Source organism: Rhizobium mongolense subsp. loessense (assembly GCF_900099775.1).
Lineage (GTDB): Bacteria > Pseudomonadota > Alphaproteobacteria > Rhizobiales > Rhizobiaceae > Rhizobium > Rhizobium loessense.
On sequence record NZ_FMTM01000019.1, the window covers coordinates 26,134 to 51,617 of the forward strand.

The 25,484-nt window shown below is 61.3% G+C and carries 23 protein-coding genes; 17 read left to right on the top strand and 6 right to left on the bottom strand.

The features are described from left to right. Positions 1 to 54 precede the first annotated feature (54 nt). The gene (gene thrS, locus BLP23_RS31450; protein WP_092588599.1) at positions 55 to 2,058 is read left to right on the top strand and encodes a threonine--tRNA ligase; all 2,004 of its coding nucleotides are present in this window, start codon (positions 55 to 57) and stop codon (positions 2,056 to 2,058) included. 68 nt (positions 2,059 to 2,126) lie between these two features. Then, positions 2,127 to 2,954 carry a lysophospholipid acyltransferase family protein gene (locus tag BLP23_RS31455; protein WP_092588600.1) on the top strand — a complete coding sequence of 276 codons (828 nt, stop codon included), beginning with the start codon at positions 2,127 to 2,129 and terminating at the stop codon, positions 2,952 to 2,954. 4 nt (positions 2,955 to 2,958) lie between these two features. On the opposite strand, the gene BLP23_RS31460 is transcribed toward BLP23_RS31455, so the two are convergent. Beyond that, a complete protein-coding gene (locus tag BLP23_RS31460) occupies positions 2,959 to 4,056 on the bottom strand; it encodes a hypothetical protein (protein ID WP_092588601.1) in 1,098 nt (365 codons plus the stop codon). 114 nt (positions 4,057 to 4,170) lie between these two features. On the opposite strand from BLP23_RS31460, the gene BLP23_RS31465 reads away from it, so the two are divergent. The 3 genes from BLP23_RS31465 to BLP23_RS31475 all read left to right on the top strand — a co-directional run bounded on the left by BLP23_RS31465 (position 4,171) and on the right by BLP23_RS31475 (position 6,619). Then, positions 4,171 to 4,755, top strand: a complete 585-nt coding sequence (locus BLP23_RS31465; RefSeq protein ID WP_092588602.1) for a nitroreductase family protein — start codon at positions 4,171 to 4,173, stop codon at positions 4,753 to 4,755. Continuing rightward, on the top strand, positions 4,755 to 5,387 hold the full coding sequence (locus tag BLP23_RS31470) for a flavin reductase family protein (protein WP_092588603.1): 633 nt from the start codon (positions 4,755 to 4,757) through the stop codon (positions 5,385 to 5,387). The genes BLP23_RS31465 and BLP23_RS31470 overlap by 1 nt, the downstream gene beginning before the upstream one ends. A gap of 92 nt (positions 5,388 to 5,479) precedes the next feature. Beyond that, entirely contained in the window at positions 5,480 to 6,619 is a 1,140-nt protein-coding gene (locus BLP23_RS31475) for a DUF2336 domain-containing protein (RefSeq protein ID WP_092588604.1), read from the top strand. A gap of 1 nt (position 6,620) precedes the next feature. On the opposite strand, the gene BLP23_RS31480 is transcribed toward BLP23_RS31475, so the two are convergent. Then, positions 6,621 to 7,034, bottom strand: a complete 414-nt coding sequence (locus BLP23_RS31480; protein ID WP_092588605.1) for a hypothetical protein — start codon at positions 7,032 to 7,034, stop codon at positions 6,621 to 6,623. Positions 7,035 to 7,154: 120 nt separating this feature from the next. Here BLP23_RS31480 and BLP23_RS31485 point away from each other — a divergent pair, with 120 nt between their 5' ends. Further along, on the top strand, positions 7,155 to 7,613 hold the full coding sequence (locus tag BLP23_RS31485; RefSeq protein ID WP_092588641.1) for a GNAT family N-acetyltransferase: 459 nt from the start codon (positions 7,155 to 7,157) through the stop codon (positions 7,611 to 7,613). Here BLP23_RS31485 and BLP23_RS31490 read toward each other — a convergent pair whose 3' ends face one another. Beyond that, complete coding sequence (locus BLP23_RS31490; RefSeq protein ID WP_092588606.1) at positions 7,614 to 8,807, bottom strand: AI-2E family transporter; 1,194 nt, start codon at positions 8,805 to 8,807, stop codon at positions 7,614 to 7,616. It lies immediately after the preceding gene. 233 nt (positions 8,808 to 9,040) lie between these two features. On the opposite strand from BLP23_RS31490, the gene BLP23_RS31495 reads away from it, so the two are divergent. Beyond that, complete coding sequence (locus tag BLP23_RS31495; protein ID WP_092588642.1) at positions 9,041 to 9,496, top strand: OsmC family protein; 456 nt, start codon at positions 9,041 to 9,043, stop codon at positions 9,494 to 9,496. Between the two features lie 22 nt (positions 9,497 to 9,518). On the opposite strand, the gene BLP23_RS31500 is transcribed toward BLP23_RS31495, so the two are convergent. After that, entirely contained in the window at positions 9,519 to 10,655 is a 1,137-nt protein-coding gene (locus BLP23_RS31500) for an esterase-like activity of phytase family protein (RefSeq protein WP_092588607.1), read from the bottom strand. Between the two features lie 151 nt (positions 10,656 to 10,806). After that, a complete protein-coding gene (gene parE / locus BLP23_RS31505; RefSeq protein WP_092588608.1) occupies positions 10,807 to 12,864 on the bottom strand; it encodes a DNA topoisomerase IV subunit B in 2,058 nt (685 codons plus the stop codon). A 217-nt stretch (positions 12,865 to 13,081) separates the two neighbouring features. On the opposite strand from parE, the gene BLP23_RS31510 reads away from it, so the two are divergent. The 4 genes from BLP23_RS31510 to BLP23_RS31525 all read left to right on the top strand — a co-directional run bounded on the left by BLP23_RS31510 (position 13,082) and on the right by BLP23_RS31525 (position 17,222). Further along, entirely contained in the window at positions 13,082 to 13,966 is an 885-nt protein-coding gene (locus BLP23_RS31510; RefSeq protein WP_092588609.1) for an alpha/beta fold hydrolase domain-containing protein, read from the top strand. A 134-nt stretch (positions 13,967 to 14,100) separates the two neighbouring features. After that, the gene (tpiA, locus tag BLP23_RS31515) at positions 14,101 to 14,871 is read left to right on the top strand and encodes a triose-phosphate isomerase (protein WP_092588610.1); all 771 of its coding nucleotides are present in this window, start codon (positions 14,101 to 14,103) and stop codon (positions 14,869 to 14,871) included. Positions 14,872 to 14,975: 104 nt separating this feature from the next. Then, on the top strand, positions 14,976 to 15,452 hold the full coding sequence (gene secG, locus BLP23_RS31520; protein ID WP_092588611.1) for a preprotein translocase subunit SecG: 477 nt from the start codon (positions 14,976 to 14,978) through the stop codon (positions 15,450 to 15,452). 141 nt (positions 15,453 to 15,593) lie between these two features. Further along, entirely contained in the window at positions 15,594 to 17,222 is a 1,629-nt protein-coding gene (locus BLP23_RS31525; RefSeq protein WP_022715652.1) for a CTP synthase, read from the top strand. A 205-nt stretch (positions 17,223 to 17,427) separates the two neighbouring features. Here the strand turns inward: BLP23_RS31525 and BLP23_RS31530 are convergent, their stop codons facing one another. Then, positions 17,428 to 18,513, bottom strand: a complete 1,086-nt coding sequence (locus BLP23_RS31530; RefSeq protein ID WP_092588612.1) for a citrate synthase/methylcitrate synthase — start codon at positions 18,511 to 18,513, stop codon at positions 17,428 to 17,430. 82 nt (positions 18,514 to 18,595) lie between these two features. Here BLP23_RS31530 and BLP23_RS31535 point away from each other — a divergent pair, with 82 nt between their 5' ends. The 6 genes from BLP23_RS31535 (at position 18,596) to BLP23_RS31560 (ending at position 25,461) form a co-directional block, all read left to right on the top strand. Continuing rightward, the gene (locus BLP23_RS31535; RefSeq protein ID WP_092588643.1) at positions 18,596 to 19,741 is read left to right on the top strand and encodes a citrate synthase; all 1,146 of its coding nucleotides are present in this window, start codon (positions 18,596 to 18,598) and stop codon (positions 19,739 to 19,741) included. A 141-nt stretch (positions 19,742 to 19,882) separates the two neighbouring features. Then, positions 19,883 to 20,410 (top strand): FecR domain-containing protein, encoded by a 528-nt coding sequence (locus tag BLP23_RS31540; RefSeq protein WP_092588613.1) that lies wholly within the window; start codon positions 19,883 to 19,885, stop codon positions 20,408 to 20,410. A gap of 7 nt (positions 20,411 to 20,417) precedes the next feature. Beyond that, the gene (locus tag BLP23_RS31545; protein WP_092588614.1) at positions 20,418 to 22,277 is read left to right on the top strand and encodes a CHASE2 domain-containing protein; all 1,860 of its coding nucleotides are present in this window, start codon (positions 20,418 to 20,420) and stop codon (positions 22,275 to 22,277) included. A 109-nt stretch (positions 22,278 to 22,386) separates the two neighbouring features. Next, positions 22,387 to 24,285, top strand: coding sequence for a DEAD/DEAH box helicase (locus BLP23_RS31550; protein ID WP_092588615.1), 1,899 nt, complete (start codon positions 22,387 to 22,389; stop codon positions 24,283 to 24,285). Positions 24,286 to 24,343: 58 nt separating this feature from the next. Then, a complete protein-coding gene (locus BLP23_RS31555) occupies positions 24,344 to 24,775 on the top strand; it encodes a GNAT family N-acetyltransferase (RefSeq protein ID WP_092588616.1) in 432 nt (143 codons plus the stop codon). 35 nt (positions 24,776 to 24,810) lie between these two features. Further along, positions 24,811 to 25,461, top strand: a complete 651-nt coding sequence (locus tag BLP23_RS31560) for a class I SAM-dependent methyltransferase (RefSeq protein ID WP_092588644.1) — start codon at positions 24,811 to 24,813, stop codon at positions 25,459 to 25,461. Positions 25,462 to 25,484 lie beyond the last annotated feature (23 nt).

A 25,484-nucleotide genomic window follows, 5' to 3' on the forward strand; every position in this document is an offset into this window, starting at 1 on the left:
CTTCATTGCAACCACCCGCATTCGTTGGCGGGACTGGACAAGGAGAATTTCGATATGTCCCAATCCGTTTCCCTGACTTTCCCTGATGGCAATCAACGCAACTTCGAGCCCGGCACGACCGGCCTCGACGTCGCCGAATCCATCTCCAAGTCGCTTGCCAAGAAAGCTGTCGCCATTGCGATCGACGGCACCGTGCGCGACCTTTCCGATCCCGTGACGGCGGGCAAAATTGAGATCATCACCCGCAGCGACGAGCGCGCCCTGGAACTCATCCGGCACGACGCAGCGCATGTCATGGCCGAAGCCGTGCAGGAGCTCTGGCCCGGTACACAGGTGACGATCGGCCCAGTCATCGAGAACGGCTTCTATTACGACTTCGCCAAGAACGAACCCTTCACGCTGGACGATTTGCCGAAGATCGAAAAGAAGATGAAGGAGATCATCGCCCGCAATGCGCCTTTCACCAAGCAAGTGTGGTCGCGTCAGAAGGCGAAGGAAGTGTTTGCCGCCAAGGGCGAGCAGTACAAGGTCGAACTCGTCGATGCGATCCCGGAAGGCCAGGATCTGAAGATCTATTATCAGGGCGACTGGTTTGACCTTTGCCGCGGCCCGCACATGGCATCGACCGGTCAGATCGGTTCGGCTTTCAAGCTGTTGAAGGTGGCAGGCGCCTACTGGCGCGGCGATAGCAACAATCCGATGCTGTCGCGTATCTACGGCACGGCCTTTGCCGAGCAGTCCGAACTCGACAACTATCTTCACATGCTCGCCGAAGCCGAGAAGCGCGACCATCGCCGTCTCGGCCGCGAGATGGACCTGTTCCACTTCCAGGAAGAGGGCCCGGGCGTCGTCTTTTGGCACGGCAAGGGCTGGCGTATCTTCCAGGCGCTGGTCGCCTATATGCGCCGCCGCCTCGCTGCCGACTATCAGGAGGTCAACGCGCCGCAGGTTCTCGATACGTCCCTTTGGGAAACCTCGGGTCATTGGGGCTGGTACCAGGAAAACATGTTCGCTGTGAAATCGGCGCATGCGCTGACGCATCCGGATGACAAGGAAGCCGACAACCGCGTCTTCGCGCTGAAGCCGATGAACTGCCCGGGTCACGTGCAGATTTTCAAGCACGGGCTGAAATCCTATCGCGAACTGCCGATCCGTCTGGCAGAATTCGGTACGGTGCATCGTTACGAGCCATCAGGTGCTCTCCACGGCCTGATGCGGGTGCGCGGCTTCACGCAGGACGACGCGCACATCTTCTGCACAGACGAGCAGATGGCCGCCGAGTGCCTGAAGATCAACGACCTGATCCTCTCGGTCTACAAGGACTTCGGCTTCGAAGAGATTACCATCAAGCTCTCCACGCGCCCGGACAAGCGCGTCGGTTCGGATGAGCTCTGGGATCGCGCCGAAAGCGTCATGATGGACGTCCTCACCACGATCCAGCAGCAGTCGAACGACATCAAGACCGGCATCCTGCCGGGCGAGGGCGCGTTCTATGGCCCGAAGTTCGAATATACGCTGAAAGACGCGATCGGCCGTGAATGGCAGTGCGGTACCACACAGGTGGACTTCAACCTGCCGGAGCGCTTCGGGGCATTCTATATCGACAGCAATTCGGAGAAGACGCAGCCGGTGATGATCCACCGCGCCATCTGCGGCTCGATGGAACGCTTCCTCGGCATCCTGATCGAAAACTTCGCCGGCCATCTGCCGCTGTGGGTCTCGCCGCTGCAAGTCGTGGTCGCGACGATCACCTCGGAAGCGGACGGTTATGGCGCAGAAGTCGCCGAAGCGCTGCGCGAGGCGGGACTCAACGTCGAGACCGACTTCCGCAACGAGAAGATCAACTACAAGATCCGAGAGCATTCCGTTACGAAAGTTCCTGTCATTATCGTCTGCGGGCGGAAGGAAGCCGAGGAAGGGACTGTCAATATCCGCCGCCTCGGCAGCCAGGAGCAGTCCGCGATGCCGCTCGAGGCGGCGATCGAGAGCCTTGCCTGGGAGGCGACGCCGCCGGATATCCGCCGCAAGATCGAAGCCAAGAAGGCGAAGGCTGCCTGATTTCTGTCAGACAGCTGTCATCGCTTTGAAATATAGCCGTCCGGTCTTCCACCTGAGGCCGGACGGCTTTGCGATTGAAACAGCTATCCTATGCGAGCGAAAGCGATCCCTGTCTCAAGCGCTGGCTGATCCGCTCGATCGAGGGGCTCTCCGGCCGCGATCGTTACGTGCGGCTCTACGATACCTGGCGCAGCGATATTGTGCCGACGCGCCAAGGCATCTTCGGCAAACTGCTTGATCTCTTAGATGTCGGCCTCGACATCAATGGCGCATGGCCACCGCAACTAACCGCGGATCGGCCGCTTGTCATCGTCGCCAACCATCCGTTCGGTATCGGAGACGGCATTGCCGTATTGGCGCTTGCCGAACAGATTGGACGGCCATTCCGCGTTCTCATCCATAACGAATTGCTCAAAGTTCCGGAAATGGCGGCCTATTCGCTTCCGATATCCTTCGATCAGACGAAAGAGGCCGTCGCCCTCAACATGGAGACGCGCCTTGAGGCGGTCCGGCTTCTGAAGGAGGGCGTTGTCGTCATCATATTCCCCGGCGGCGGCGTCGCCACCGCGAAGAACGGCTTCGGCCGGGCGGAGGATTTACCCTGGAAGATGTTTCCTGCCAAGCTCGTCCAGGCGGCCGCTGCAAGCGTTCTGCCCATCTATTTCGAAGGCCAGAACGGGCGGCTCTTTCATATCATCAGCCGCTTCTCGCTGACGCTTCGCCTCTCGTTGTTGATCCGCGAATTCCGCCGGTTGTCAGGCAAGACGATCATAGCGCATGCAGGTCCGGTCCTGCCTTACGAAAAGCTGAGAAGGAACGACCGCAAGGCCCTGCTGGCGGCACTTTACGATGCGGTCTTTTCGTTGGGTCCCGACATCGAACGAAAGCGCCTCTGAGAATTCAATCGGTATCGGCGCCCGTCGTGCCGCTGTCCGGCAGCAGTTGCTCATAGGAAGGCAGCGGCGCCTGCGCGGAACTCTGTGGCTCGCCGGCGGCAGAGGGCTGCGGTTCCTGCTGCAGCGTCGTCGCCGCGCTTGCCGGTTCCTGCGGTTGCTCGTTCTTCATCAGCACTTCGACATCGGTATTCTTGCCCGCCTCGACCTTGAAGTCGCGCTGATAGATCTTGTCCTTGTTGCGCGCGACGGCGGAATATTCGCCTTCGGCTAGCACCATGGTCGGGAAAGCGCTGACGCTTTCGCCGACGCTATCGCCCGCAGCCGTCAGGATCGACCAGGCCGTATCAGCGATCGCTTCGCCGCCGGCTTCGGAAACGAGCTTGAAGGTGATCTGTGCTGCACGGTGCTGAATGGTCGCCTCCGTGAGGCCTCCCGCTTCCACCTGGATATCGGCGCGGATGACGGCGTTGACGTCGCCATATTCAGAAACGATGTGGTAGGTGCCGGCGTTCAGCCTGACGACGGTGTTCGGCGAGACGTCTGCCGTCACCAAGCCGCGTTCGCCGTCGTCGCGTACTTCCGACGAGTAGATAGAAAAGCGCAGTTGATCCGGGCGGATGCGAACGTCGGAGCCGGACACAGCGTTGAGCAGCAAACCGCCCGCATCGAGCACCATCACCTGCTTGTCGAGCTTGCCGCTGTCGGGAACATTCACCTTCCGGGTAACACCGGCGCGGCCGAAGGACACGTTTACCAGATAGTCGCCCGGCGCCAGTTGGAAAGCCGCCGACCCGCCACGGGCGCTCGCCACCAGCGGCAGCTTGCCGTCAGCGCCGGCGATCGGGCTGAACACGTACCAGGAAAGGCCGTCTTCCACCGGCTGGCCATCAGCCGTCAGCTTCGCCTCGATCTCGACCTCGTGCAACGTGGCCCCTTGCGTTGCGCTGCCGGGGGCGATGAAAGCGTTGAGCTTCGGCATTTTCGCCGTCGTATCAAGCTGCTTGAATTCCTTGAACGCGTCTTGCGCGCTTGCGCCAAAAGGCAGCCAAGCCGCCAGAACAAGCGCAAGAGCCATACGCGCAAAAGGCAAAATGCCGGGCATGTGTTTCCTGAACAAGATTGACTTCTGAAATCACAGAGGCCACTTCAAGACCAACGCGATGGCAAATTCAAGACCCATCCATCCCGCTGTCATGAAAATGAAAGTTTCTCCCGCATGAAATCCGATATCAAGCTGATCGATTACCTCGCCGTGCGCCGTTCTATTCCCGCATTCCAGATGAGTGAACCTGGACCGGAAAAGGCGGAGATCGAGGAAATCCTCCGTCTGGCATCTCGCGTTCCCGACCACGGCAAGCTCGCCCCATGGCGCTTCATCGTCTATCGCGGCGAAGAGCGCGTCCATATCGGAAAGGAGCTTTTGGAGCTCGCGCTCGAAGCCAAGCCCGATCTTTCCGAGGAAATGGTCGAGGTCGAGCGTGCGCGCTTCACCCGCGCGCCGGTCGTCATCGCCGTCGTCAGCAAAGCCGGGCCGCACTTCAAGATCCCGGAATGGGAACAGATCATGTCGGCAGGCGCCGTTTGCCTCAACATTATCTTCGCGGCGAACGCCCATGGCTGGGTGGCCAACTGGCTGACCGAGTGGTTCGCCTACGACGAGCGTGCCTATCCGCTGCTTGGCGTCCAGCCGGGCGAACGGGTCGCCGGCTTCGTCCATATCGGCTCGACAAATTTTCCGGCAGTTGAACGACCGCGTCCGGAAGTATCGGAAACCGTCACTTGGGTTGGTGGGGACGCTTGATGTTCTACCCGACAGAAACGAACAGGCATGGGCTGTCGCACGATCCGTTCAAGGCGATCGTCGCACCGCGTCCGATCGGCTGGATCGGCACGAAGGGCAGGGACGGCTCGCTGAACCTCGGTCCCTATTCCTTCTTCAACGCCGTTTCCGATCGGCCGAAGCTAGTGATGTTTTCCTCCAGCGGCCGCAAGCACAGCCAGCGCAACGCAGCGGAAACCGGGGCATTCACCTGCAACTTCGTCAGCCGCAACCTTGTCGAACAGATGAATCTGTCATCGGCGCCGCTGCCTTACGGCATCAACGAGTTCGAGCTCGCAGGCCTGACGGCAAAGCGAGGTGAGCTTGTCGATGCGCCTTATGTCGGCGAGGCTTTCGCGGTGCTCGAATGCAAGGTGACCGAGCTGATCGAACCCAAGACCCTCTCGGGCGAGCCTTCAGAGAGCGTCATGGTTCTCGGCGAGGTCGTCGGCATTCATATCGACGAGCAGATCATCCGCGAGGGGCGCCTGGATATGTCGATCGCGCGGCCTGTCGCACGCATGGGATATATGGATTACAGCGAAGGCCGCGACGTCTTCGAGTTGCTGCGCCCGCAAGTGCCGAACGATCTGATCGCGGCTGGCAAGGGTTAATGAATATGGTGAACCAATCGTAAACCATTTCTCAGTAGCCTCATTCCAAGGGTAGAGCGCGAAGGAATCGCGTTCGCAGGTTGGGGCGTGGTGTGATCGTAGAGGCTTTTCTTTGCTGGGTTGAAACTGCCAAGGCCGGAGATAGGGCTCGCGCCGCAAGCGCGCTCGGCCGTGCCTATCTACAGTCCGAAATGCTTCCCGAGGAACGCAGGGCCGCCGAAATGGCGATGACCTTCCTGCTCGACGATCCATCGCCGCGCGTGCGTCTGGCACTGGTCGAAGCGATCGCCTGGTCTGACGAAGCGCCGCGCGCCCTCATTCTTGCCCTGGCCGAAGACCAGCCGGAGATCGCCTGCCATGCGGTGACGTGTTCCCCGCTTCTATCGGACGCCGATCTCGTCGATCTCGCAGCGCGCGGCGGCAGCGTCACCCGGATCTTGATCGCCGCGCGCGCATCCATCTCACGTGCTGTTTCAGCCGCTCTTGCGGAGGTCGGCGAGGAAGAAGATATCCTCTGCCTTCTCGAAAACGAGGGAGCCGCGATTGCTCCAGTATCCCTGAAGCGCATTGCCGAGCGGCTAGGCGACTGTTGCGATATCCGCAATCTTCTGCTTGATCGCGCCGATCTGCCGGTCGATGCCCGTCAGCTGCTGACGCGGCATGTCAGCAATGCATTGGTCGCCTTGCCCTTGGCGCAGGCCGCGATCGGCCTCAATCGCCTGCAGCGCATCAGCCGCGAGGCGACGCAGGCGGCCGTCGTGTCGCTTGTCGGCGATATCCAGCCGCGCGAGATCGCCGATCTCGTCGAGCATCTGCGTCTTAATGGCCATTTGACGCCGTCCTTTCTCATGCATGCCCTGTGCTCCGGCAAGGTGGATTTCTTCGCGGGCGCAATCGTCAACCTCACCGGCTGCACCGAAAAGCGCGTGCGCTCGATTCTCGCCACCGGCCGCATGCATGCGGTACGCGCGCTCTACGAGGCGGCTGGGCTCACTCGCGAGATCAGCACAGTGTTCGTCGAGGCGACGCTTCTCTGGCGCGAAGCTTCCAAAAAGACCGCAGGCACAATGCTTGCCAACGTTTGTGGCAGGCTGCTCGAACGCTTCCGTCACCACGACGGCACCCATGGCGCCGTCAGCGAGTTGCTCGATCTGGTCGAAAAGCTTCACATCGCTGAGCAACGCCAATCGGCCCGCAGCTACGCATCGCTGACGGCGCTCGCGGCAGCCTAATTTAATTCTTGAAGCGCTGAACCGCCCAGGAATAGCCATCTGAAACGAAATGCACCGGCTTCTCCAGCGTATGTTTGACGCTTTCGCCGGTTGGCAGATGCGTGTGAACGTGATCGGCAATGCGGATGGCGAAAGCGCGAATTCCTGTTTTTCCAGTCTCTTGAACGGGCGGCACCGAAGCGGGCAGAGCTTGGGCGACTTTGGGCTGTTCCGGCGCGATCGCGGGTTTCGGTGCTTCGCAGACGGCGATCACGGTCGGGTAGTTGGCATCGGCGAAGGACTTGAGCCGTTTTTCCGACTCGGCATCGCACATGGCCACCGTGTCCCAGTGCTGGTCGACCGTTGCGACATAATTGCATTGCGTCACCGAATCATTGCACCCGAGAATGGTCATGGCGACGAGGATGGCTTGCATAATTGAACCCTTTGGTTATTGAAATCCACTGTCATAGAAGGGGCAATTTCAACCGAAAAATGGCGGCCGCATTGACCTTTCGTCATGCGCCGCGGCGGCCCCGCAAAACCGGGGAATGCCATGTCCGTCACCGTCGCTCTTGAATCGCCGCGTCAGCCGGAAATCATCCGCTTGCTCGACCTTTCGGATGCCTATACGCAGTCGCTTTATCCCGCCGAAAGCAATCACCTGGTCGATCTTTCGACCCTGGAAAAGTCCATCGTAAGCTTCTTCGTGGCGCGGAATGCTGGAGAGATCGTCGGCTGTGCGGCACTCCTGGAGGCGGGAGACGGTACGGCGGAGATCAAGCGCATGTTCGTCGATCCGCAGGCAAGAGGACTGAAGGTCGCAAGCCGCCTGATGGAGCGGCTGGAGGAGCATGCCCGGGCGCTGGGTCTCGATGCGATCCGGCTCGAGACCGGCATCTATCAGCCGGAGGCGGTCGGTCTTTATCGCAAATACGGCTATGCCGACGTCGGCCCCTTCGGATCGTACCTCCCGGACCCGCTCAGCCTCTTCATGGAGAAGCGGCTGAAATGATCACCCGTCGGCTGCGCGCTGCACCGGCGGCGCCTGCTCATCGATCATGACTTCGGGGCCGAGCGCGGTTTGATCGTTCGTCTTCACTTCGTGCATCCATTCGCGCCAGATCGCGACGAGTAGTGCCATCAAGACCGGGCCGATGAAGAGACCGAGGAAGCCCATGGTCTTTACGCCGCCGACGAGGCCGAAGAAAGTCGGAAGGAAGGGAAGCTTGATCGGGCCGCCGACAAGCTTCGGACGCAGCGTCTTGTCGACGATGAAAAGTTCGACCGTGCCCCAGATGAAGAGCGCGATCCCGGCGACATGCGATCCGCTGGCGACGAGATAGATTGAAACCAAGGTGAACGAGAGCGGCGCGCCGCCGGGTATCAATGCCATGATGCCCGTCAGGACGCCAAGTGTCACAGGCGAGGGGACGCCTGCGATCCAGTAGGCGACGCCGAGCACGATGCCTTCGCCGATCGCGATCAGCGTCATACCCATAACGGTGGAACTGATCGTTGCCGGAACGACACGCGAAATCCGCTCCCAGCGATTGGGCAGGATGCGTTCGCCAAGCATGTCGATCTGACGCGAGAAGGACGCGCCGTCTCGATAGACGAAGAACAGCGCGATCAGCATGAAAAGCAGCGTCAGAAGCAGGTGGAACGACGCGCCGCCGGCTGCGAGAACCGCGCGGTAGATATTGCCGATATTGGCACCGCTGACCGCCTGGATGACTTCACCCACAGAGCCAGGACTGCCGATATATTTCGTCCAGAGATCGTCGAGATAAGGCCCTGCGAAAGGTAAAGCGAGGATCCACTGTGGTGTGGGCGCGCCCTGCCGGTTGGCGTGAATGATCCAGGCGACCCATTCGCGCACCTCGCCCGTCGTATAGGTGATCGCAAGCCCGATCGGGATAACGAGGAAAGTCACGATGAGGATGATCGCGATCGTTGCTGCGATCGTCGTATTGCCACCGACGCGCGCAAGAAGTCTGCGATATAGCGGCCAGCTCGCAAAACCGATGACGAGTGCGGCCAGAACTGGAACGACGAAGCCGTAGAAGAAATAGACGCCTGCCGCAACGATGAGGATTAAAAGCCAGCGGGCCGCGGAAATCGAGGGAATGAGCGGCGTACGCGTAGGCGCAGAAGGCCCAAGCCACCGCGGCTCGCCAGACAGTTTCTTGTTGTTCGAGAGGCTCACGTCGCTCTTTGTTCCTTCTTCTCAATCACGGATATGCGCCATTGGGAGCCCGGACGCAAGCATATCGATCGTCTAAGGGCCGGCCTCGTCCAATCGAAGGTGCGCCAAGCCGTCGGGACAACGGGATATCTTAAACCTCTGTACAGAATGTGACGGAAATTTCTTCCGAACCTTGCTAGCCCGTAAAAATGGCCGCAGGTTGGGCATCAGGATTCATAGGGTTCGCTCGGACGATGACGAAGTTTTCAGCGGAAGTATCATGGCAGCGCGGCGGAGGCAGTTTCACGGACGGCAAATACAGCCGCGGCCATATATGGAATTTCGATGGCGGCCTTTCGGTGCCTGCTTCGGCATCGCCGCACAACGTGCCGCTTCCGTACTCGATCGCCGAGAACGTCGATCCCGAGGAGGCCTATGTCGCGACGCTCTCCAGTTGCCATATGCTGTTCTACCTGTGGCTTGCCTCGAAGAAGGGCATCGTCGTCGACAGCTATGTCGATACGGCGACTGGGATCATGGAGAAGATCGACGGGAGAATGCTCGTCAGCCGCGTCGAGCTGAAGCCGGCCGTGGTCTATGCAGGCGAAGCGCCGAGCCGCAAAATGGAGGAAGAGCTCCATCACGAGGCCCATGAACTCTGTTTCCTCGCCAACTCGGTGAAGACGAAGATCGAAGTCCGCCTCGATTAGCTGCACGATCTTTCGGTTGCGGCTATTGCGGGCGACGCAGTATTTTGAAGACGTAGAACTGCGTCTTCTGGCTGGTCGAGAAGTTGTTGTCAGAGCCGAGGATCAGCGCGTCGCTGCCGTCCTTGACCTTGCCGATAGCCATGGACTCGATATTGTCCGGCACCAGGCCGGCTGCACGCAGATCGAGAACTTGGCTCTTGCGGACGGGAACAACACGCTGATCGGTCTTCGCAAGCGAGGCGATCGCCGAGACGTCTGTAGCGCCGTCGAGATCGATCATGAAGATCTTCACGTTATTGCCGACGCCTTGGGCATAGCTGCGCTCGACGGCGAGCAACCGGTGATCGTCGAGTGCGATGATCTCCGACATGCCGTTGTCGTTGCCGCCGTCAGCCTTTTCGGCCGCCTGAGGGATCGGCGAGATTGGATAGACATACTGTGCCTTCGGTTCGCCGGTCGTTCCATCATAGCGGATGATGCGCGGCAGGCTGCCATTCACAAGCGAAGCTGCCGGGCCGTCCTGGTGGAGCGCCGCCTCGATGCCAACGAAGATATCGCCGGAAGGCGCGATCGCAAGGTCTTCGAAGGCGAGGTTGTCGCGGATGCCCGTAGACTTGTCGGCTGTCGGAGCGAAGTCTTCCGGCAACTTGAACTCGCGCATGAAGGCGCCGTCCTGCGAAGCGACGCGGACGAAGGGGGCGATCAGCGCCTTGCCGTCGCCTTCGCTGCCCCAGTAGATGCCATCCCGGCCGAGTCGGATCGACTCGGGATCGACGGTGCGCCTGGCGAAGGGTTCGCCGTTTTTGTCCTTCAGCGTCACCTGCTTGACGACGGCGACGCCCTTGAGACCGGCGCGGTCGACATCGACGGCGAGCTCGTAAAAGCGAGCAGGGCCTTTTTCCGAGCGGTCGTCGCTAATGGCGACGTAGTGGCCCGTTGCCGCGTCGAAATCGAGGCCGGAAATGCCGCCGAACTCGACGCCGTTTTCCACGTGGCCTGTGGGGATGACGAATTCACCGAGATAGGAGAGGGAGATACCGGCAGCACAGTCTCCAAAGGGGCAGGGGGTCTCGAAGGTCGCGCCGATATCGGTTGCGTGGAGAGCGGCAGCGCTGGACAGGAGCGCAAGAGCGGCAGTCGCGAGATAACGCTTGGTCATGGCAAACATCCGGCTGGCAGCGGGTGAGGAGCGGAACGAACCGCGTGTCCAATCCCCGAAGGAACGGCGCACCGGTCGCGTCGCTTCTCATGCACCGGTTATTTGACGGAGTTGTAACGGTTCTTCGTCAGTTCCGTGAAATAGCGGAAGCTTAAATATCGAGGTTTTCGGCAAAGGCAGCACGCTCCTGAATGAAGCGGAAGCGCGCATCCGGCTTCGTGCCCATCAGGTCATCGACCGCGGTGCGGGTTCCTTCGAAATCGACCTCATCGATCACCACGCGCAGCAGCGTGCGCTTGCTCGGATCCATGGTCGTTTCCTTGAGTTGCGCCGGCAGCATTTCGCCGAGACCCTTGAAGCGGCTGATCTCGATCTTCGCCTTGCCCTTGAATTCCGTTTCCATCAGCTCCTGCCGATGGGCGTCGTCGCGCGCATAGGCGGACTTGGCACCCTGGGTGATCTTGTAGAGCGGAGGCACGGCAAGGAACAGGTGGCCGCCGCGCACGAGCTCGGGCATCTCCTGATAGAAGAAGGTGATCAGCAATGATGCGATGTGGGCGCCGTCGACATCGGCATCGGTCATCACGACGATGCGCTCGTAGCGCAGGTCTTCCTCGCGATATTTGGAACGGGTACCACAGCCGAGAGCCTGAACGAGATCCGCAAGCTGCTGATTGGCGCCGAGCTTTTCGCGGCCGGCGCTCGCAACGTTGAGGATCTTGCCGCGCAAAGGCAGGATCGCCTGATTGGCGCGGTTGCGCGCCTGCTTGGCGGAACCGCCTGCCGAGTCGCCCTCGACGATGAAGAGTTCGGCCCCCTGAGCGGTGTTCTGCGCACAATCGGCCAATTTGCCGGGAAGGCGCAATTTGCGCACGGCCGTCTTGCGGTTGACTTCCTTTTCCTTGCGGCGGCGCAGACGCTCTTCGGCGCGCTCGATGACCCAGTCGAGCAGCTTTTCGGCCTCGTTGGGATTGTCCGTCAGGTAATGATCGAAGGGATCGCGAAGCGCGTTCTCAACGATGCGCTGTGCTTCGACGGTCGCAAGCCTGTCCTTGGTCTGGCCGACGAATTCCGGCTCGCGGATGAAAACCGACAGCATGCCGACGGCGGAAATCATCACATCGTCGGTGGTGATCTGCGCTGCGCGCTTGTTCTGCGTCAGGTCGGCATAGGCCTTCAGCCCCTTGGTCAACGCGATGCGCAGGCCCGCCTCATGTGTGCCGCCCTCTGGCGTCGGAATGGTGTTGCAATAGGAGTGGATCTGCTGGTCGCCGCCGTACCAGGTGATCGCCCATTCGAGCGAACCGTGGCCGCTTGCTTTCTCTGTCTTGCCGGCGAAGATTTCGCGGGTGACGGTGAATTCCTTGCCCATCGTCGCCTGCAGGTAGTCTTTCAGGCCGCCGGGAAAGTGGAAGACTGCCTTATCCGGGATTTCCGAGCCCTCCGGCAGCACGCCTTCATCGCAACTCCAGCGGATTTCGACGCCGCCGAAAAGATAGGCCTTCGAGCGTGCCATGCGGAAGACGCGCCCGGCATCGAATTTCGCATGGTCGCCGAAAATCTGCGGATCGGGATGGAAGCGCACGCGGGTGCCGCGGCGGTTATGCACATCGCCTAGCTCCTCGAGACCGCCCTGCGGCATGCCGCGCGAAAAACGCTGGCGATAAAGCTTGCGGTTTCGCGCCACTTCAACCTCGAGATAGTCCGACAGCGCGTTGACGACCGAAACGCCGACGCCGTGCAGACCGCCCGAGGTCTCGTAGGCCTTGCCGTCGAACTTGCCACCGGCATGGAGCTTGGTCATGATGACTTCGAGCGTCGATTTGCCCGGCACCTGGGGATGGTTTTCGACGGGGATGCCTCGGCCATTATCACTGACCGTCAGATAGCCCTGGATATCGAGGTGCACCTCGATGAAGTTTGCATGACCGGCGACCGCTTCGTCCATCGAGTTGTCGATGACTTCGGCAAAGAGGTGGTGCAGCGCCTTTTCGTCCGTGCCTCCGATATACATGCCGGGGCGCATGCGCACCGGTTCCAAGCCTTCGAGAACCCTGATGGAGGATGCGCCATAGTCGTCCGAGCCCGAGGCTGCCGGGGCAGGGCGCAACGCAGGGGCCGCCGCAGCAGGCCTTTCGGCAGGCTTTGCGGCCGCCTCCTGCTTCGGCATCAGGGGCATTCCGGAAAAGAGGTCGTTGCTGTCATCCATGGAATCGTTCAGATCTTCAATCCTGTCTTGGGCCGCACTTACGCTTAGGGCCAGACCCAAAATCACCGCATTTGATGTCACGTTAGCGAATCAGGCAGATTCTGCCAGAAAGCGTCTCGTTACGCGACGCCGCCCGATTTGGCGGAATTCTATGGAATTGGTTTGCGTTGCCGAGCCCAGAATGGCAAGCGGCATGATGTGTTAGGAAACCGACCGCATGAGAATGTCCACAAGTCATTGCACGATTATCGCCGCAATTGCGACCTTTTTCCTGTCCGCCGGATTCGGCGGCGCCGCAGCCGAGACGCTGCCGCCCTACAAGGACGAACTTTTCTCCAGACAGAACGTGTTGCAAACCGCCGACGGCGGCGCCTTCGAAGCCATCGAATATGACGAGATGCGAGACATCAACGGCCGCGACCAGGTCCCGCAAGAGCGCGCGCAGCAGAAATACGTGTCGCTCGCTGTCCGCAAGCAGCAGCAGGACGAAACACTGTCACTCAATGGCCGCAGGGTGGATCTCACCAGGGTGGGACCGATAGACAATGCCCGATTCACCGTGATCTTTATCCACGGGCGCGACGGCGACCGGCGGCTCGGGGTCAACGACTACAGCTTCGGCGGCAATTTTAATCGGCTCAAGAACCTGGCCGTAGCCAATGGCGGCGTCTATTATTCGCCAACAGTGCGCAGCTTCGACGGCGAGGGCGTGGCAGATATCGCCGAGCTGATCGGCTATGTAAGCGAGAAATCCGGCGGCCGCCCGGTGATCCTTTCCTGTGCTTCCATGGGCAGCCAGGTCTGCTGGGGCATTGCACGCGATGCAGGGAGTGTCAAATGGCTGAAGGGCATGGTCGTCATGAGCGGCGTCACGGATCCGGATTTCGCGAAGAGCGCGTTCTACAAGGCGAAGCTGCCCCTTTGGTTCGTCCATGGCAGCCGCGATCCGGTCTATGCCGCTGCAGGACAGCAGGCTTTCTTCGAAAAACTTCATGAGGCGAAATACCCTGCCCATTTCACGCTTTTTCAAAACGGCAACCACGGCACGCCGATCCGCATGATCGATTGGCGGAGGGTTTTGAACTGGATTCTCGCTTCTTAGACAGTTGCGCCGCCAAATTTTAAGCATTTGCGCGGCAAATCGGCCTTATTTCCCTTACGTGAAGGTTCAAAAGCTTTTCAATACCGAATGCTTTTGCTAAGGCCGCTCAATACGGAAAAATTGGGAAGGCTGGCATGACACCTGACGTGCGCCCGCTCGTGGCGGGAAACTGGAAAATGAACGGCACGCGCGCCTCCCTCGATCAGGTCAAGGCGATTGCGGAAGGCGTGAATTCGCCCCTCGCCGAGAAGGTCGAGGCTCTCATCTGCCCGCCCGCGACGCTGCTTTATGTCGCGACCGCGCTCTGCACCGACAGCCCTCTTGCGATCGGTGCGCAGGATTGCCATCAGAGCCCGTCGGGCGCCCATACCGGCGATATCTCAGCCGAGATGATCGCCGATTGCTTTGGAACCTACGTGATCGTCGGCCATTCGGAGCGCCGGACGGACCATGCCGAGACCGACCATCTCGTCCGCGCCAAGGCCGAGGCTGCCTTCGCCGCCGATCTCACCGCCATCATCTGCATTGGAGAGACGGCGGACCAGCGCAAGGCCGGACAGACCCTTGACATTCTCAAGCGACAGCTTTCCGCCTCCGTTCCGGACATCGCGACGCCGGAAAACACCGTGATCGCCTACGAACCTGTCTGGGCGATCGGCACCGGCCTCACGCCGACGGTGCAGGACGTCGAAAAGGCACATGCCTTCATGCGTTCGGAACTCGTCGCCCGTTTCGGCGCCAATGGCGGGAAAGTCCGTATTCTCTATGGCGGCTCCGTCAAGCCCGGCAATGCCAAGGAACTGATGGGCGTCGCCAACGTCGACGGCGCGTTGATCGGCGGCGCGAGCTTGAAAGCATCCGATTTCCTCGCCATCTACCGCGCATACGAGGCGCTGCTGGCGTGATGCCATATATATTCTAGGCCGAAGGGCTTGGAATAGCGGATCACCTCATGTAAACAGCGCCAGATTTTATTCGATGCCCGCCGCATGCGGGCAGGACTGGACCCATGCAGACAGTATTGATTGTCATTCACCTCATGATCGTGCTGGCGCTTGTCGGCGTCGTGCTCATCCAGCGCTCGGAAGGCGGCGGCCTTGGCATCGGCGGCGGTTCCGGCTTCATGTCGGCGCGCGGAACGGCCAATGCGCTGACGCGTACGACTGCGATCCTTGCAGCGCTATTTTTCATCACCTCGCTCGGCCTCGGCATCCTAACGCGCTATCAGGGCAGCCCGACCGATATTCTCGACCGCATCCCGGCAACGAGCGGGCAGGGCAACGGCATTCTCGATTCGCTCGGCGGCGGCACGCCGCAGCAGCCCGCGAACCAGCCTGCCGGCAACGCCGTTCCGAACGGCGGCGCAGCCGCTCCCGGCGCTCAGGCGCCGACGGCGACCGCACCTGCGACGCAGCCTTCCCCGGCAACGCCTGCCACTCCGGCAGCTCCGGCACAAAACGGAACCGGCGTCCCAACGGGACAATGACCCGGACTATCAAATAAGCCGCCGGCAGGCCCCAGGGTCTGCCGGTTTTCTTTTGTTCAGATTCCAAGCTGGCGCCAAAAGTTCTGGAAAAGAATTTTTGGGCTGGTGGAATCGTTTTTGAAAAGGTATCCGGTGACTCCCATGGCGCGATACGTATTTATCACTGGCGGCGTGGTTTCCTCTCTCGGCAAGGGAATTGCGGCTGCGGCTCTCGGAGCGTTGTTGCAGGCCCGTGGTTATCGGGTGCGGCTTCGCAAACTCGACCCCTATCTGAACGTGGATCCGGGCACCATGAGCCCGACCCAACACGGCGAAGTCTTCGTCACCGACGACGGCGCGGAAACCGACCTCGATCTCGGCCACTACGAGCGCTTCACCGGGCGTTCGGCAACCAAGACCGACAACATCACCACCGGCCGCATCTACAAGAACATCATCGACAAGGAACGCCGCGGCGACTATCTCGGCGCGACCGTCCAGGTCATTCCGCACGTTACCAACGAGATCAAGGATTTCGTGGTCGAGGGAAATGACGACTACGACTTCGTCATCTGCGAGATTGGCGGCACGGTCGGCGATATCGAGGCGATGCCCTTCATGGAAGCGATCCGCCAGCTCGGCAACGACCTGCCGCGCGGCACGGCGATCTATGTCCACCTGACGCTGATGCCCTACATTCCCGCTGCCGGCGAGTTGAAGACCAAGCCGACGCAGCATTCCGTGAAGGAACTTCAGGCGCTCGGCATTCACCCGGATATCTTGCTGGTGCGTGCCGACCGCGAGATTCCGGAAGCCGAGCGCCGCAAGCTCTCGCTCTTCTGCAACGTCCGTCCGTCCGCCGTCATCCAGGCGCTCGACGTCGCCAATATCTACGATGTGCCGATGGCCTATCACAAGGAAGGCCTCGATAGCGAAGTACTCGCCGCCTTCGGCATCGAGCCGGCGCCAAAGCCGCGTCTTGAGCCGTGGGAAGATGTCTGCAACCGCATCCGCACGCCGGAAGGCGAAGTCACGATCGCGATTGTCGGCAAGTATACTGGTCTCAAGGATGCCTATAAGTCGCTGATCGAGGCGTTGCATCACGGCGGCATCGCCAATCGCGTTAAGGTCAATCTCGAATGGATCGAGTCGGAGATATTCGAAAAGGAAGATCCCGCGCCGTACCTCGAAAAGGTCCACGGCATTCTCGTTCCCGGCGGCTTTGGCGAGCGCGGTTCGGAAGGCAAGATCCATGCAGCCCGCTTCGCCCGCGAGCGCAAGGTGCCGTATTTCGGCATCTGCTTCGGCATGCAGATGGCGGTCATCGAAGCAGCACGCAATCTTGCTGACGTCGAGAATGCGTCCTCCACCGAGTTCGGCCCCACCAAGGAGCCGGTCGTTGGTCTGATGACCGAGTGGATCAAGGGCAATGCGCTGGAGAAGCGCACGGCTTCCGGTGATCTGGGGGGCACGATGCGCCTTGGCGCCTACAAGGCGTCGCTCAAGAAGGGCACGAAGATTTCCGAAATCTATGGCTCGACAGACATTTCCGAGCGCCATCGCCATCGGTACGAAGTCAACGTCGACTACAAGGATCGCCTGGAAAACTGCGGCCTCGTCTTTTCCGGCATGTCACCGGACGGTGTCTTGCCGGAAACGATCGAATATCCGGATCACCCCTGGTTCATCGGCGTCCAGTATCACCCGGAACTCAAGTCCCGCCCGCTCGACCCGCATCCGCTCTTCGCAAGCTTCATCGAAGCCGCAACCGAGCAAAGTCGACTGGTTTAATTTCGCCTGTGTAACACGACGGGCGGATTGTCGTTCTCGACGATGGACCCATTGCGGAGGAGCGCCGTCCGAGGACCTGCTTGCGCGGGGCGGGATCTATGCCAGCCCTTGGGCCCGGCAGTTGGGCGGTTTCCTCGGTATCGACATTGTCGAGTGAAAGCATGCAGATCCGGCGACAGGCGTGAGCCTGCCGCCGGAACTCCGATCAAGCCGCGATCGGAAAAGGCCCGACATAGACAGACTTCGGTCTGATCAACCGGCCTTCGAGCAGCTGCTCGCGCGCATGCGCAATCCAGCCGACGGTGCGGCCGATCGCAAAGACGCCGGTGAAGGCCTCGCGCGGGAAGCCGAGCGATTCCAGAAGCAGCGCCGTATAGAATTCGACATTCACGTCCAAGGGACGATCCGGCTTGCGTTCCTTAAGCATTGCGAGCGCCGCCTTTTCGATCCCTTCGGCAAGAGTGATCCGCGACCGATCGACCTGGCCGGATGCGACGAGCGGCTTCAGCGCATTTTTCAAGGCGTCGGCACGCGGATCACGGACGCGATAGACGCGATGGCCGAATCCCATCAGCCTCTCGCCGCGGTCGAGGGCAGCCGCGAGCCAGGTCTTCGCATGGTTTTCGGCGCCGATCGCATCCAGCATGTCGAGAACCGGTCCCGGCGCGCCGCCATGCAGCGGACCTTTCAGCGCGCTGATCGCCGCTAGCACTGATGACGTGAGGCCGGCATGCGTCGAGGCGATCACCCGCGATGCGAAGGTCGAGGCGTTCAACCCGTGATCAGAGATCGTCACCAGATAGGCGTCGAGCGCAGCCGTTTGTTCGACACTCGGCAGCCTGCCCGTCATCATGCGCAGGATGTCTGCGGCTTGCGAGATTGAGGCAGCCGGCGGAATAGGTGCTTCTGTCCGCTGCATCCGCAGAACCGCCGGCAGGAACACGGCGGGAGCCGCAAGGAGCCTGAGCGCCGTTTCGAAATCCTCGCCGTCCGGCAGTCGCGCAATCAGTGCCCGCATCGCATCGACCGGTGGCAGGGCGAGGAGGGTGGCGTCGGCCGCGACATGCGCGTAGACTTCTGCACGTGCGGTTCCGAGCCGGTCTTTCAAGCCCTCGGCATTGACGCGCGTTTCCATCAATCCGTCGAGCAGCAGCGCCGCGACGCTTTCATAGGTGCCGTCCGCAACGAGGTCGTCGAGCGACACGCCGCGGATGATCAGCCGGCCCGCTGGGCCGTCGACATCCGAAAGCCGGGTCTCCGCGGCAATCACATCTTCCAAACCGTTTTTCATAGGCATTTCTCCTTTACGGAAAAGAAGATCAGTCCTAGATTGATTGACGTCAATCTTGATGAAATTGATCAATATGAGGCTGATGTCCTGGCTGACTGCAGAGGAAGCGCTGTACCGTCTCGGCACGAAGCCGCAGACGCTTTATGCCAATGTCAGCCGGGGACGCATTCGCGCAAAACCCGATCCATCCGACCCGCGCCGCAGCCTCTATTACACCCCCGACGTCACCCGGCTTGCCGAGCGCCATGGCGGCAGGAGGAAGGTCGAGACTGTCGCTGCGGAGGCGATCCAGTGGGGCGATCCGGTCCTTCCGTCAGCGGTTTCAACCGTCGTGAATGGGCGTCTCTACTATCGCGGAATTGATGCCGCCAAACTTTCCGAATGTGCAACGCTTGAAGAAACGGCGGCACTGCTTTGGAACAAAGGTACGCCTATCAACATCGCAGCCGGCGGGAGTGAGGGATCCGTTCCATCCATGGCTGCCGCTTTCTCGGCGCTCGCTGCCCGCGTGCCCCAAGACCTGCCGAGCCTCGGCCGTTCGCTCCCGGCGTTACAAGCCGAAGCGCAAGATATCATGACGACGATCGCCTCCGCGCTCGCGCCAGGCGCATCGGATCTGCCTCTCCATCTGCGCCTTGCAAAAAGCTGGCGCCGGCCAGAAGCCAGCGATGCGGTGCGCCGCGCCTTAGTGCTGCTTGCAGATCACGAGCTCAATGCGTCGGCCTTCGCCGCACGCGTCACCGCTTCCGCGGGCGCGACTCTTTCCGCATCGGTGCTTTCCGGTCTTGCAACGCTGACCGGTCCGCTGCACGGGGGCGCATGGGAGGCTGTGGCAACGCTTTCCGAGACGGCTAGGCGCATCGGCACCAAGGAAGCCATCCGCCGCATCCTGGCGCAGGGCAGCCGGCTTCCGGCCTTCGGTCATCCGCTCTATCCGGACGGCGATATCCGCGCCGAAGCCCTGCTTGCGCATATCACGCCAGCGGAGATTTTTCTCGAAATCCAAGTGGCAGGCGAAGAGATGATCGGCGAACGCGTCAACATCGATTTCGCGCTGACGGCAATGGCGGAACGCTTCGAGCTTCCGCAGGATGCGCCGCTCGTCATCTTCGCTCTCGCCCGCAGCTGCGGGTGGTTGGCGCATGCGATGGAACAGGTCGAGAGCGGCCATCTCATCCGTCCAAGAGCCCGTTACACCGGTCCCTCTATTGGAACCTCTAGCGCGTAAGGCCGGCCCGCCTTGCCAGGTTGCGCTTTTCTGCATACGAAACCCTTGTTTTGTTTTATGGTGACGGTGCCGGGACAAGCACTTGACCGCATGGCGAACAGCATGCCGGTGTTGGGTGCTTGCGCGAGGTGGGGACGTATCATGAGCGTAATCTCAGCATTCCTGTGCGGTTCTGCCGCAACCGCCCTTGCGGCATTTCTGCTGCCGGCGGGCGCAGCACTTGCCCAAACGGGCGGTTGCACCGTCGAGAATGCAGCGGGCGGGCGTGAGGTTCTCCGCTGCCCGAACGGGGTAACGGTAACGGCCGAGGCAGGTGCCGCCTTTAGGCTGAATGATCGCAACCGCGATGGTAGCCCCGATGTTGTGTCGCTGCGTGGCAAGGCAATCTTGGTCGATGTCGACGAGGCTCGCCACACAGGCGGCTTTCAGGTGGTGACGCCGCAGGCAATCGCTGCCGTGCGCGGCACACGATGGGCGGTCGACGTTGCAAGCGGCCAAACCTCCGTGCTTGTGGTCCAAGGCTCCGTTGCCGTGCGCCGTCCTGCGGGCGATCCCGTGGTGCTCGGCCCCGGCGAGGGCGTCGATGTTGTCACCGGCACAGGCGCGCTTGAGGTCCGCCGCTGGCCGGCCGCCCGCGCCGCCGCCCTGCTTGCCCGCCTCGGCCAGTAGAACCCCCATGCCGCGCCAGCGATTTCTGATCACTGCAGCTCTTCTTCTGTCCGCGCTCTGGGGAGGCTTTCTGGGCTCCCTACATCTGACCGGCAGCGCCGGATTCCTCGACCGGATGGAAGCTTCGCTGACCGATATTCGAAGCATGCTGATCGGCGGCAAGACGCCGCCACCTGCCGTCGCGATCATTGCGATAGACGACCGCACCGCAGCTTCGCACGGTTTTCCTGTCGATCGGGCAACGCTTGCCCGCGCAATCACTGCGGTTGCCGCGTCGAGGCCGAAGACGATCGCGCTTGATCTGCTCTTGCTCGATCCCGGCACCGAGGAAGGCGATCTCGCACTTGCATCGGCCCTCAGGCTTGTGCCCTCCGTCATCGCAGCTGCCGCCGTCTTTCCGGAAAGCAAGCAGATGGTGACAAACGATCCGAACGATCCGCTTTCAGGCATTCCCGTCGCCGACAGCCTGCTCCTTCCTCTCAAGCGTTTCTCGGATATCGCCGCCACCGGCGTCGTTAATGTCGCAACGGATGAGACGGGGGTCCCCCGCTTCATTCCGCTGATTTCGCGCAGCGCCGGGCGTGTGGATCCGTCGTTTCCGCTACGCGCGGCGTCGCTGGCGCTCGATCGCGATCCAGCCTTCCAGCCGGGCAGCATCTCCTTTGCCGACAGACATATTCCGACCGATACTGGTCAGCGCCTGCCGCTTACCTTCTATGGTCCGCGCCGGACGATCCCAACTTTCAGCCTGATGGATGCGCTCGATGGCAAAGTGCCTGCAGACGCAATCGAGAACCGCGTCGTCGTTATCGGCGCAACCGTCACGGCCGGTGGTGACGTTTTTCCGACGCCATTCGATCCGGTTCTCCCCGGGGTCGAGGTCATGTCGACCGCAATCGCGCATCTGATCGCTGGAGACAGCATCGTCCGCGATCATAATATCCGCCGGCTCGACGCCACGGTCGCGGTGCTTCTGCCGCTTGCGCTCGTCGGCCTGATAGCCTGGCGGCGCAGCCTGATCGGTTTCGTCTTGATCGCTCTCGTTTTTGTGGTCTGGGCGGCCATCAATCTTGCCATGTTCAAGGCAGGCTATTGGCTGAGCGCAGCCTTGCCGATCGCCGCCGCGTTGCCTCCGGTTCTCATCTTCGGCGCAGCGCAACTCCTTCTCGGACGCCGCCAGGCGCGGCATTTCGCTGCCCAAAGCGAGCTCCTGCAACGCATCGAAGCACCCGGCCTTGGAGAGTGGCTCGCACGCGATCCATCCTTCCTTGCCGAGCCAGTCCGGCAGGATGCTGCGGTGGTCTTTATCGATCTGTCGGGCTTTACCGGGCTTAGTGAAGCGGTCGGAGCGGTAACCGTGCGCGAGGTCCTGAGCGGCTTTTTCGAGATAGCCGACCAGGAGGCGCGAGCGCATGGCGGCGCGATCACGAGCTTCATGGGCGACGGTGCGATGATCCTGTTCGGGCTGCCGCATCCGGCCGAAGACGACGCGTCGCGCGCCGCAGCCTGCGCGCTGGCGCTCGCAGATCGCATGCGCTCCTGGCTCGATTCGCACACAGCTCTCCAAGGGGGACGGAAGATCGGCTTCAAGATCGGCGCCCATTGCGGGCCTGTCGTCGCCTCGCGCCTCGGCACCGGCGATCGCCAGCAGATTACCGCGACCGGCGACACCGTCAATGTCGCCAGCCGCCTGATGGAGGTTGCGGCCAGCCGCGGCGCTGAGGTCGCCTTCAGCGCGGCACTTGTCCGCGTAGCATCCGCCGGCGCCGGCCCGTCACCCGCCGGTCCGCTCGAAGGTCCGCTGGAGACGAAAATCCGCGGCCGCTCCGGCAGCATCGACGTCTGGCTGTGGCGCTGCGCCGGCTGATATTGCCGCTTTGACATTTGCCGTCTTAGCGGGTAGGAACGCGCCAACCGTTCTGCCGGCAGGTTCCGGCCACGGCGCTTGTGCGCCCGATATTCCGAAAGACAGACAGATGACAGATCTCAACAGCGTCGTCCCGGCGATCGCCAAGGCGTTGGCAAAGCGCGGCTATGCAGCGCTGACCCCCGTGCAGAAAGCCATGCTCGATCCGGCGCTTGTCGCTTCGGATGCGCTGGTTTCAGCGCAAACCGGCTCGGGCAAGACCGTCGCCTTCGGCCTTGCGCTCGCGCCGACGCTGCTCGAGGGCGAGGAGCGCTTTGCCCCCGCCGCCGAACCGCTGGCGCTTGTGATCGCGCCGACCCGCGAACTTGCCTTGCAGGTGAAGCGCGAGCTCGAATGGCTGTACGAGATGACCGGTGCGCTAATTGTCAGCTGCGTCGGCGGTATGGATATCCGCAGCGAGCGCCGTGCGTTGGAACGCGGCGCCCATATCGTCGTCGGCACTCCCGGACGTCTTTGCGACCATATCCGCCGCAAGGCTCTCGATATGTCCGCATTAAAGGCCGTTGTTCTCGACGAGGCGGACGAGATGCTCGACCTCGGCTTCCGTGAAGATCTGGAGTTCATCCTCGAAGCGGCACCCGACGACCGCCGGACACTGATGTTCTCGGCAACTGTTTCCTCCGCCATCGCCAAGCTCGCCAAGAGCTACCAGCGCGACGCCGTGCGTATATCGACGCAGACCGAAGAGAAGCAGCATGTCGATATCGAATACCGCGCGCTTGCCGCTGCGCCGGCTGACCGCGAAAATGCGATCATCAATGTGCTGCGCTACTATGAGGCGACCAACGCCATTGTGTTCTGTTCGACGCGCGCTGCGGTCAATCATCTGACGGCCCGCTTCAACAACCGCAATTTCGCAGTCGTGGCACTCTCCGGCGAACTGACGCAGAACGAGCGGACGCACGCGCTTCAGGCAATGCGCGACGGCCGCGCCCGCGTCTGCATCGCAACCGACGTTGCCGCCCGCGGCATCGACCTTCCAGGCCTCGACCTCGTCATCCATGCCGACTTGCCGACCAATCCGGAAACGCTGCTGCATCGCAGCGGGCGCACCGGCCGGGCAGGGCGCAAAGGCGTCAGCGCACTGATCGTGCCGCTCAATGCCCGCCGTAAGGCCGAGCGCATTCTCGATGCCGCCGGGATTGCCGCCACCTGGGCTCTTCCACCGTCGGCCGAGGATGTGATGCGCCGCGACGACGAGCGCCTGCTTGCCGACCCGATCCTCAGCGAGGCTGGGCGCGACGAGGATCAAGCACTGGTCGGCCAGCTCATTGCAAATCACGGCGCAGAGAAGCTTGCCGCGGCCTTCGTGCGCCTCTATCGCTCCAATCAATCGGCGCCGGAAGATCTGATCGAAGTCTCGATAGAGGGCGACCGTAAGCGTCAGCGCCGCGAAAATGCTTTCGAGCCGCGGGAGCCGAGCCAGAAGGGCCCACGCGACGATTTCGGCCCGAGCGTCTGGTTCTCGGTTTCCGTCGGCCGCAAGCAGAATGCCGAACCGCGCTGGCTGATCCCGATGCTCTGCCGCAACGGCAATCTGACGAAACGGGAGATCGGTGCGATCAAGATGCAGCCGGAAGAGACCTATGTGGAGATCTCCGCCGATAGCGCCGAAGCTTTCCTCCAAGCGGTCGGACCGAACAAGACGATGGAGCGCGGCATACGCGTGACGCGTCTGAACGGTACCCCGGATTTCAGCCGTCCGGTCGCTGCAAAACCTTATGCCGGCAAGAAGACGTTCGGCGAGCGCCGTGACGAGACATCCTATGACGATCGCCCTAAGGGCAAGTTCAAGAAGGATTTCAAGGGTAAGACAGCTCCCGCAACCGTCGATCACAGTGAGAAACGGGACGCCAAGCCCTGGGGCAAGGCAGCGGGAAAACCTAAATTCGAAGGCAAGGGTGGCTTCGCGCCGAAGGGCAAGTTCGCTAAGAAGAAGCAGGGTTGAGGAGGGACGGACCGACAATTGGCGCGCCTTCCTTTTATGCTCTACTGAGGATGCAGCCATGACAGAGATCGTGATTTTATCCGTTCCGCTCTTCAGCACGTTGTGCAACGAAGCTTTCAAGTTGCGTCGCGCCGTCTTCATCGGTGAGCAGAATGTGCCTGCCGATGAGGAATTCGATGAAGCCGATTTAAGCGCCCACCACATAGTCGCCATCCAGGCCGGCGAAGTCGCGGGCACGCTTCGGGTCGTCTATCTCGATGATCACGTGAAGATCGGGCGCGTGGCCGTCGGAGCGCAATGGCGCGGCCATGGCATCGCAAGCGCGATGATCCGCTTTGGGATGGAGGCGCATCACACTGCACGCGGCAATCGCTTTTACCTGACGGCCCAAAGCGACAAGATCGCGCTCTATGAGAAGTTCGGCTTTACTGCGTTCGGCGATGAATTTTTTGACGGGGGCATGCCGCACCTCGCCATGAAGAACTACTGATTCCGAGGGCGCCGGTGGACATGGGGGCACCGCCAATGACCGGCAAAGACAGCCCGCAATATCTTGCAGCGGCAGATTTCATTCGGAAGAACCTCCGCCTTCAGCCGGTGCCGTCAGTTCCAGAGATAATGCTCTATGCAGCACATTCGGGAAGCGGGCTGGGGCGACTGACAAGGCTTGACGGTGCAGTTTCCACCGCACCCTACTGGGCTTATCATTGGGCTGGCGGAGCGGTCCTCGCCCGCCATATCCTCTCGCACCCCCAGACCGTCAGCGACCGCCATGTCCTCGATCTCGGTTCAGGCTCGGGACTGGTCGCTATTGCTGCTGCCAATGCAGGTGCTGCCCATGTCACCGCGATCGATATCGATATTCATGCGATTGCCGCGATAGATCTCAATGCTGCTACTAATGGTACTAAGATCGAAACGCTGCAAGCCGATATCCTCGACGCTTCGCCTCCCGCTTGCGATGTCATCGTGGCAGGCGACGTGTTCTACGATGCGAAGCTTGCAAGACGCGTCCTGCCGTTTTTCGCCCGCTGCCGCGCCGCTGGCATCGACGTCCTGATCGGCGACCCGGGCAGGACGCCTTTGCCCCGCGAGCGGCTTCGACTGGTGACGACATACGCCGTCGCAGACTTCGGGGCGGCGATGGAGAATGTGTGCGGAGTGTATTCGCTTTAGATCAGCGGAGGCGCGACGGATCA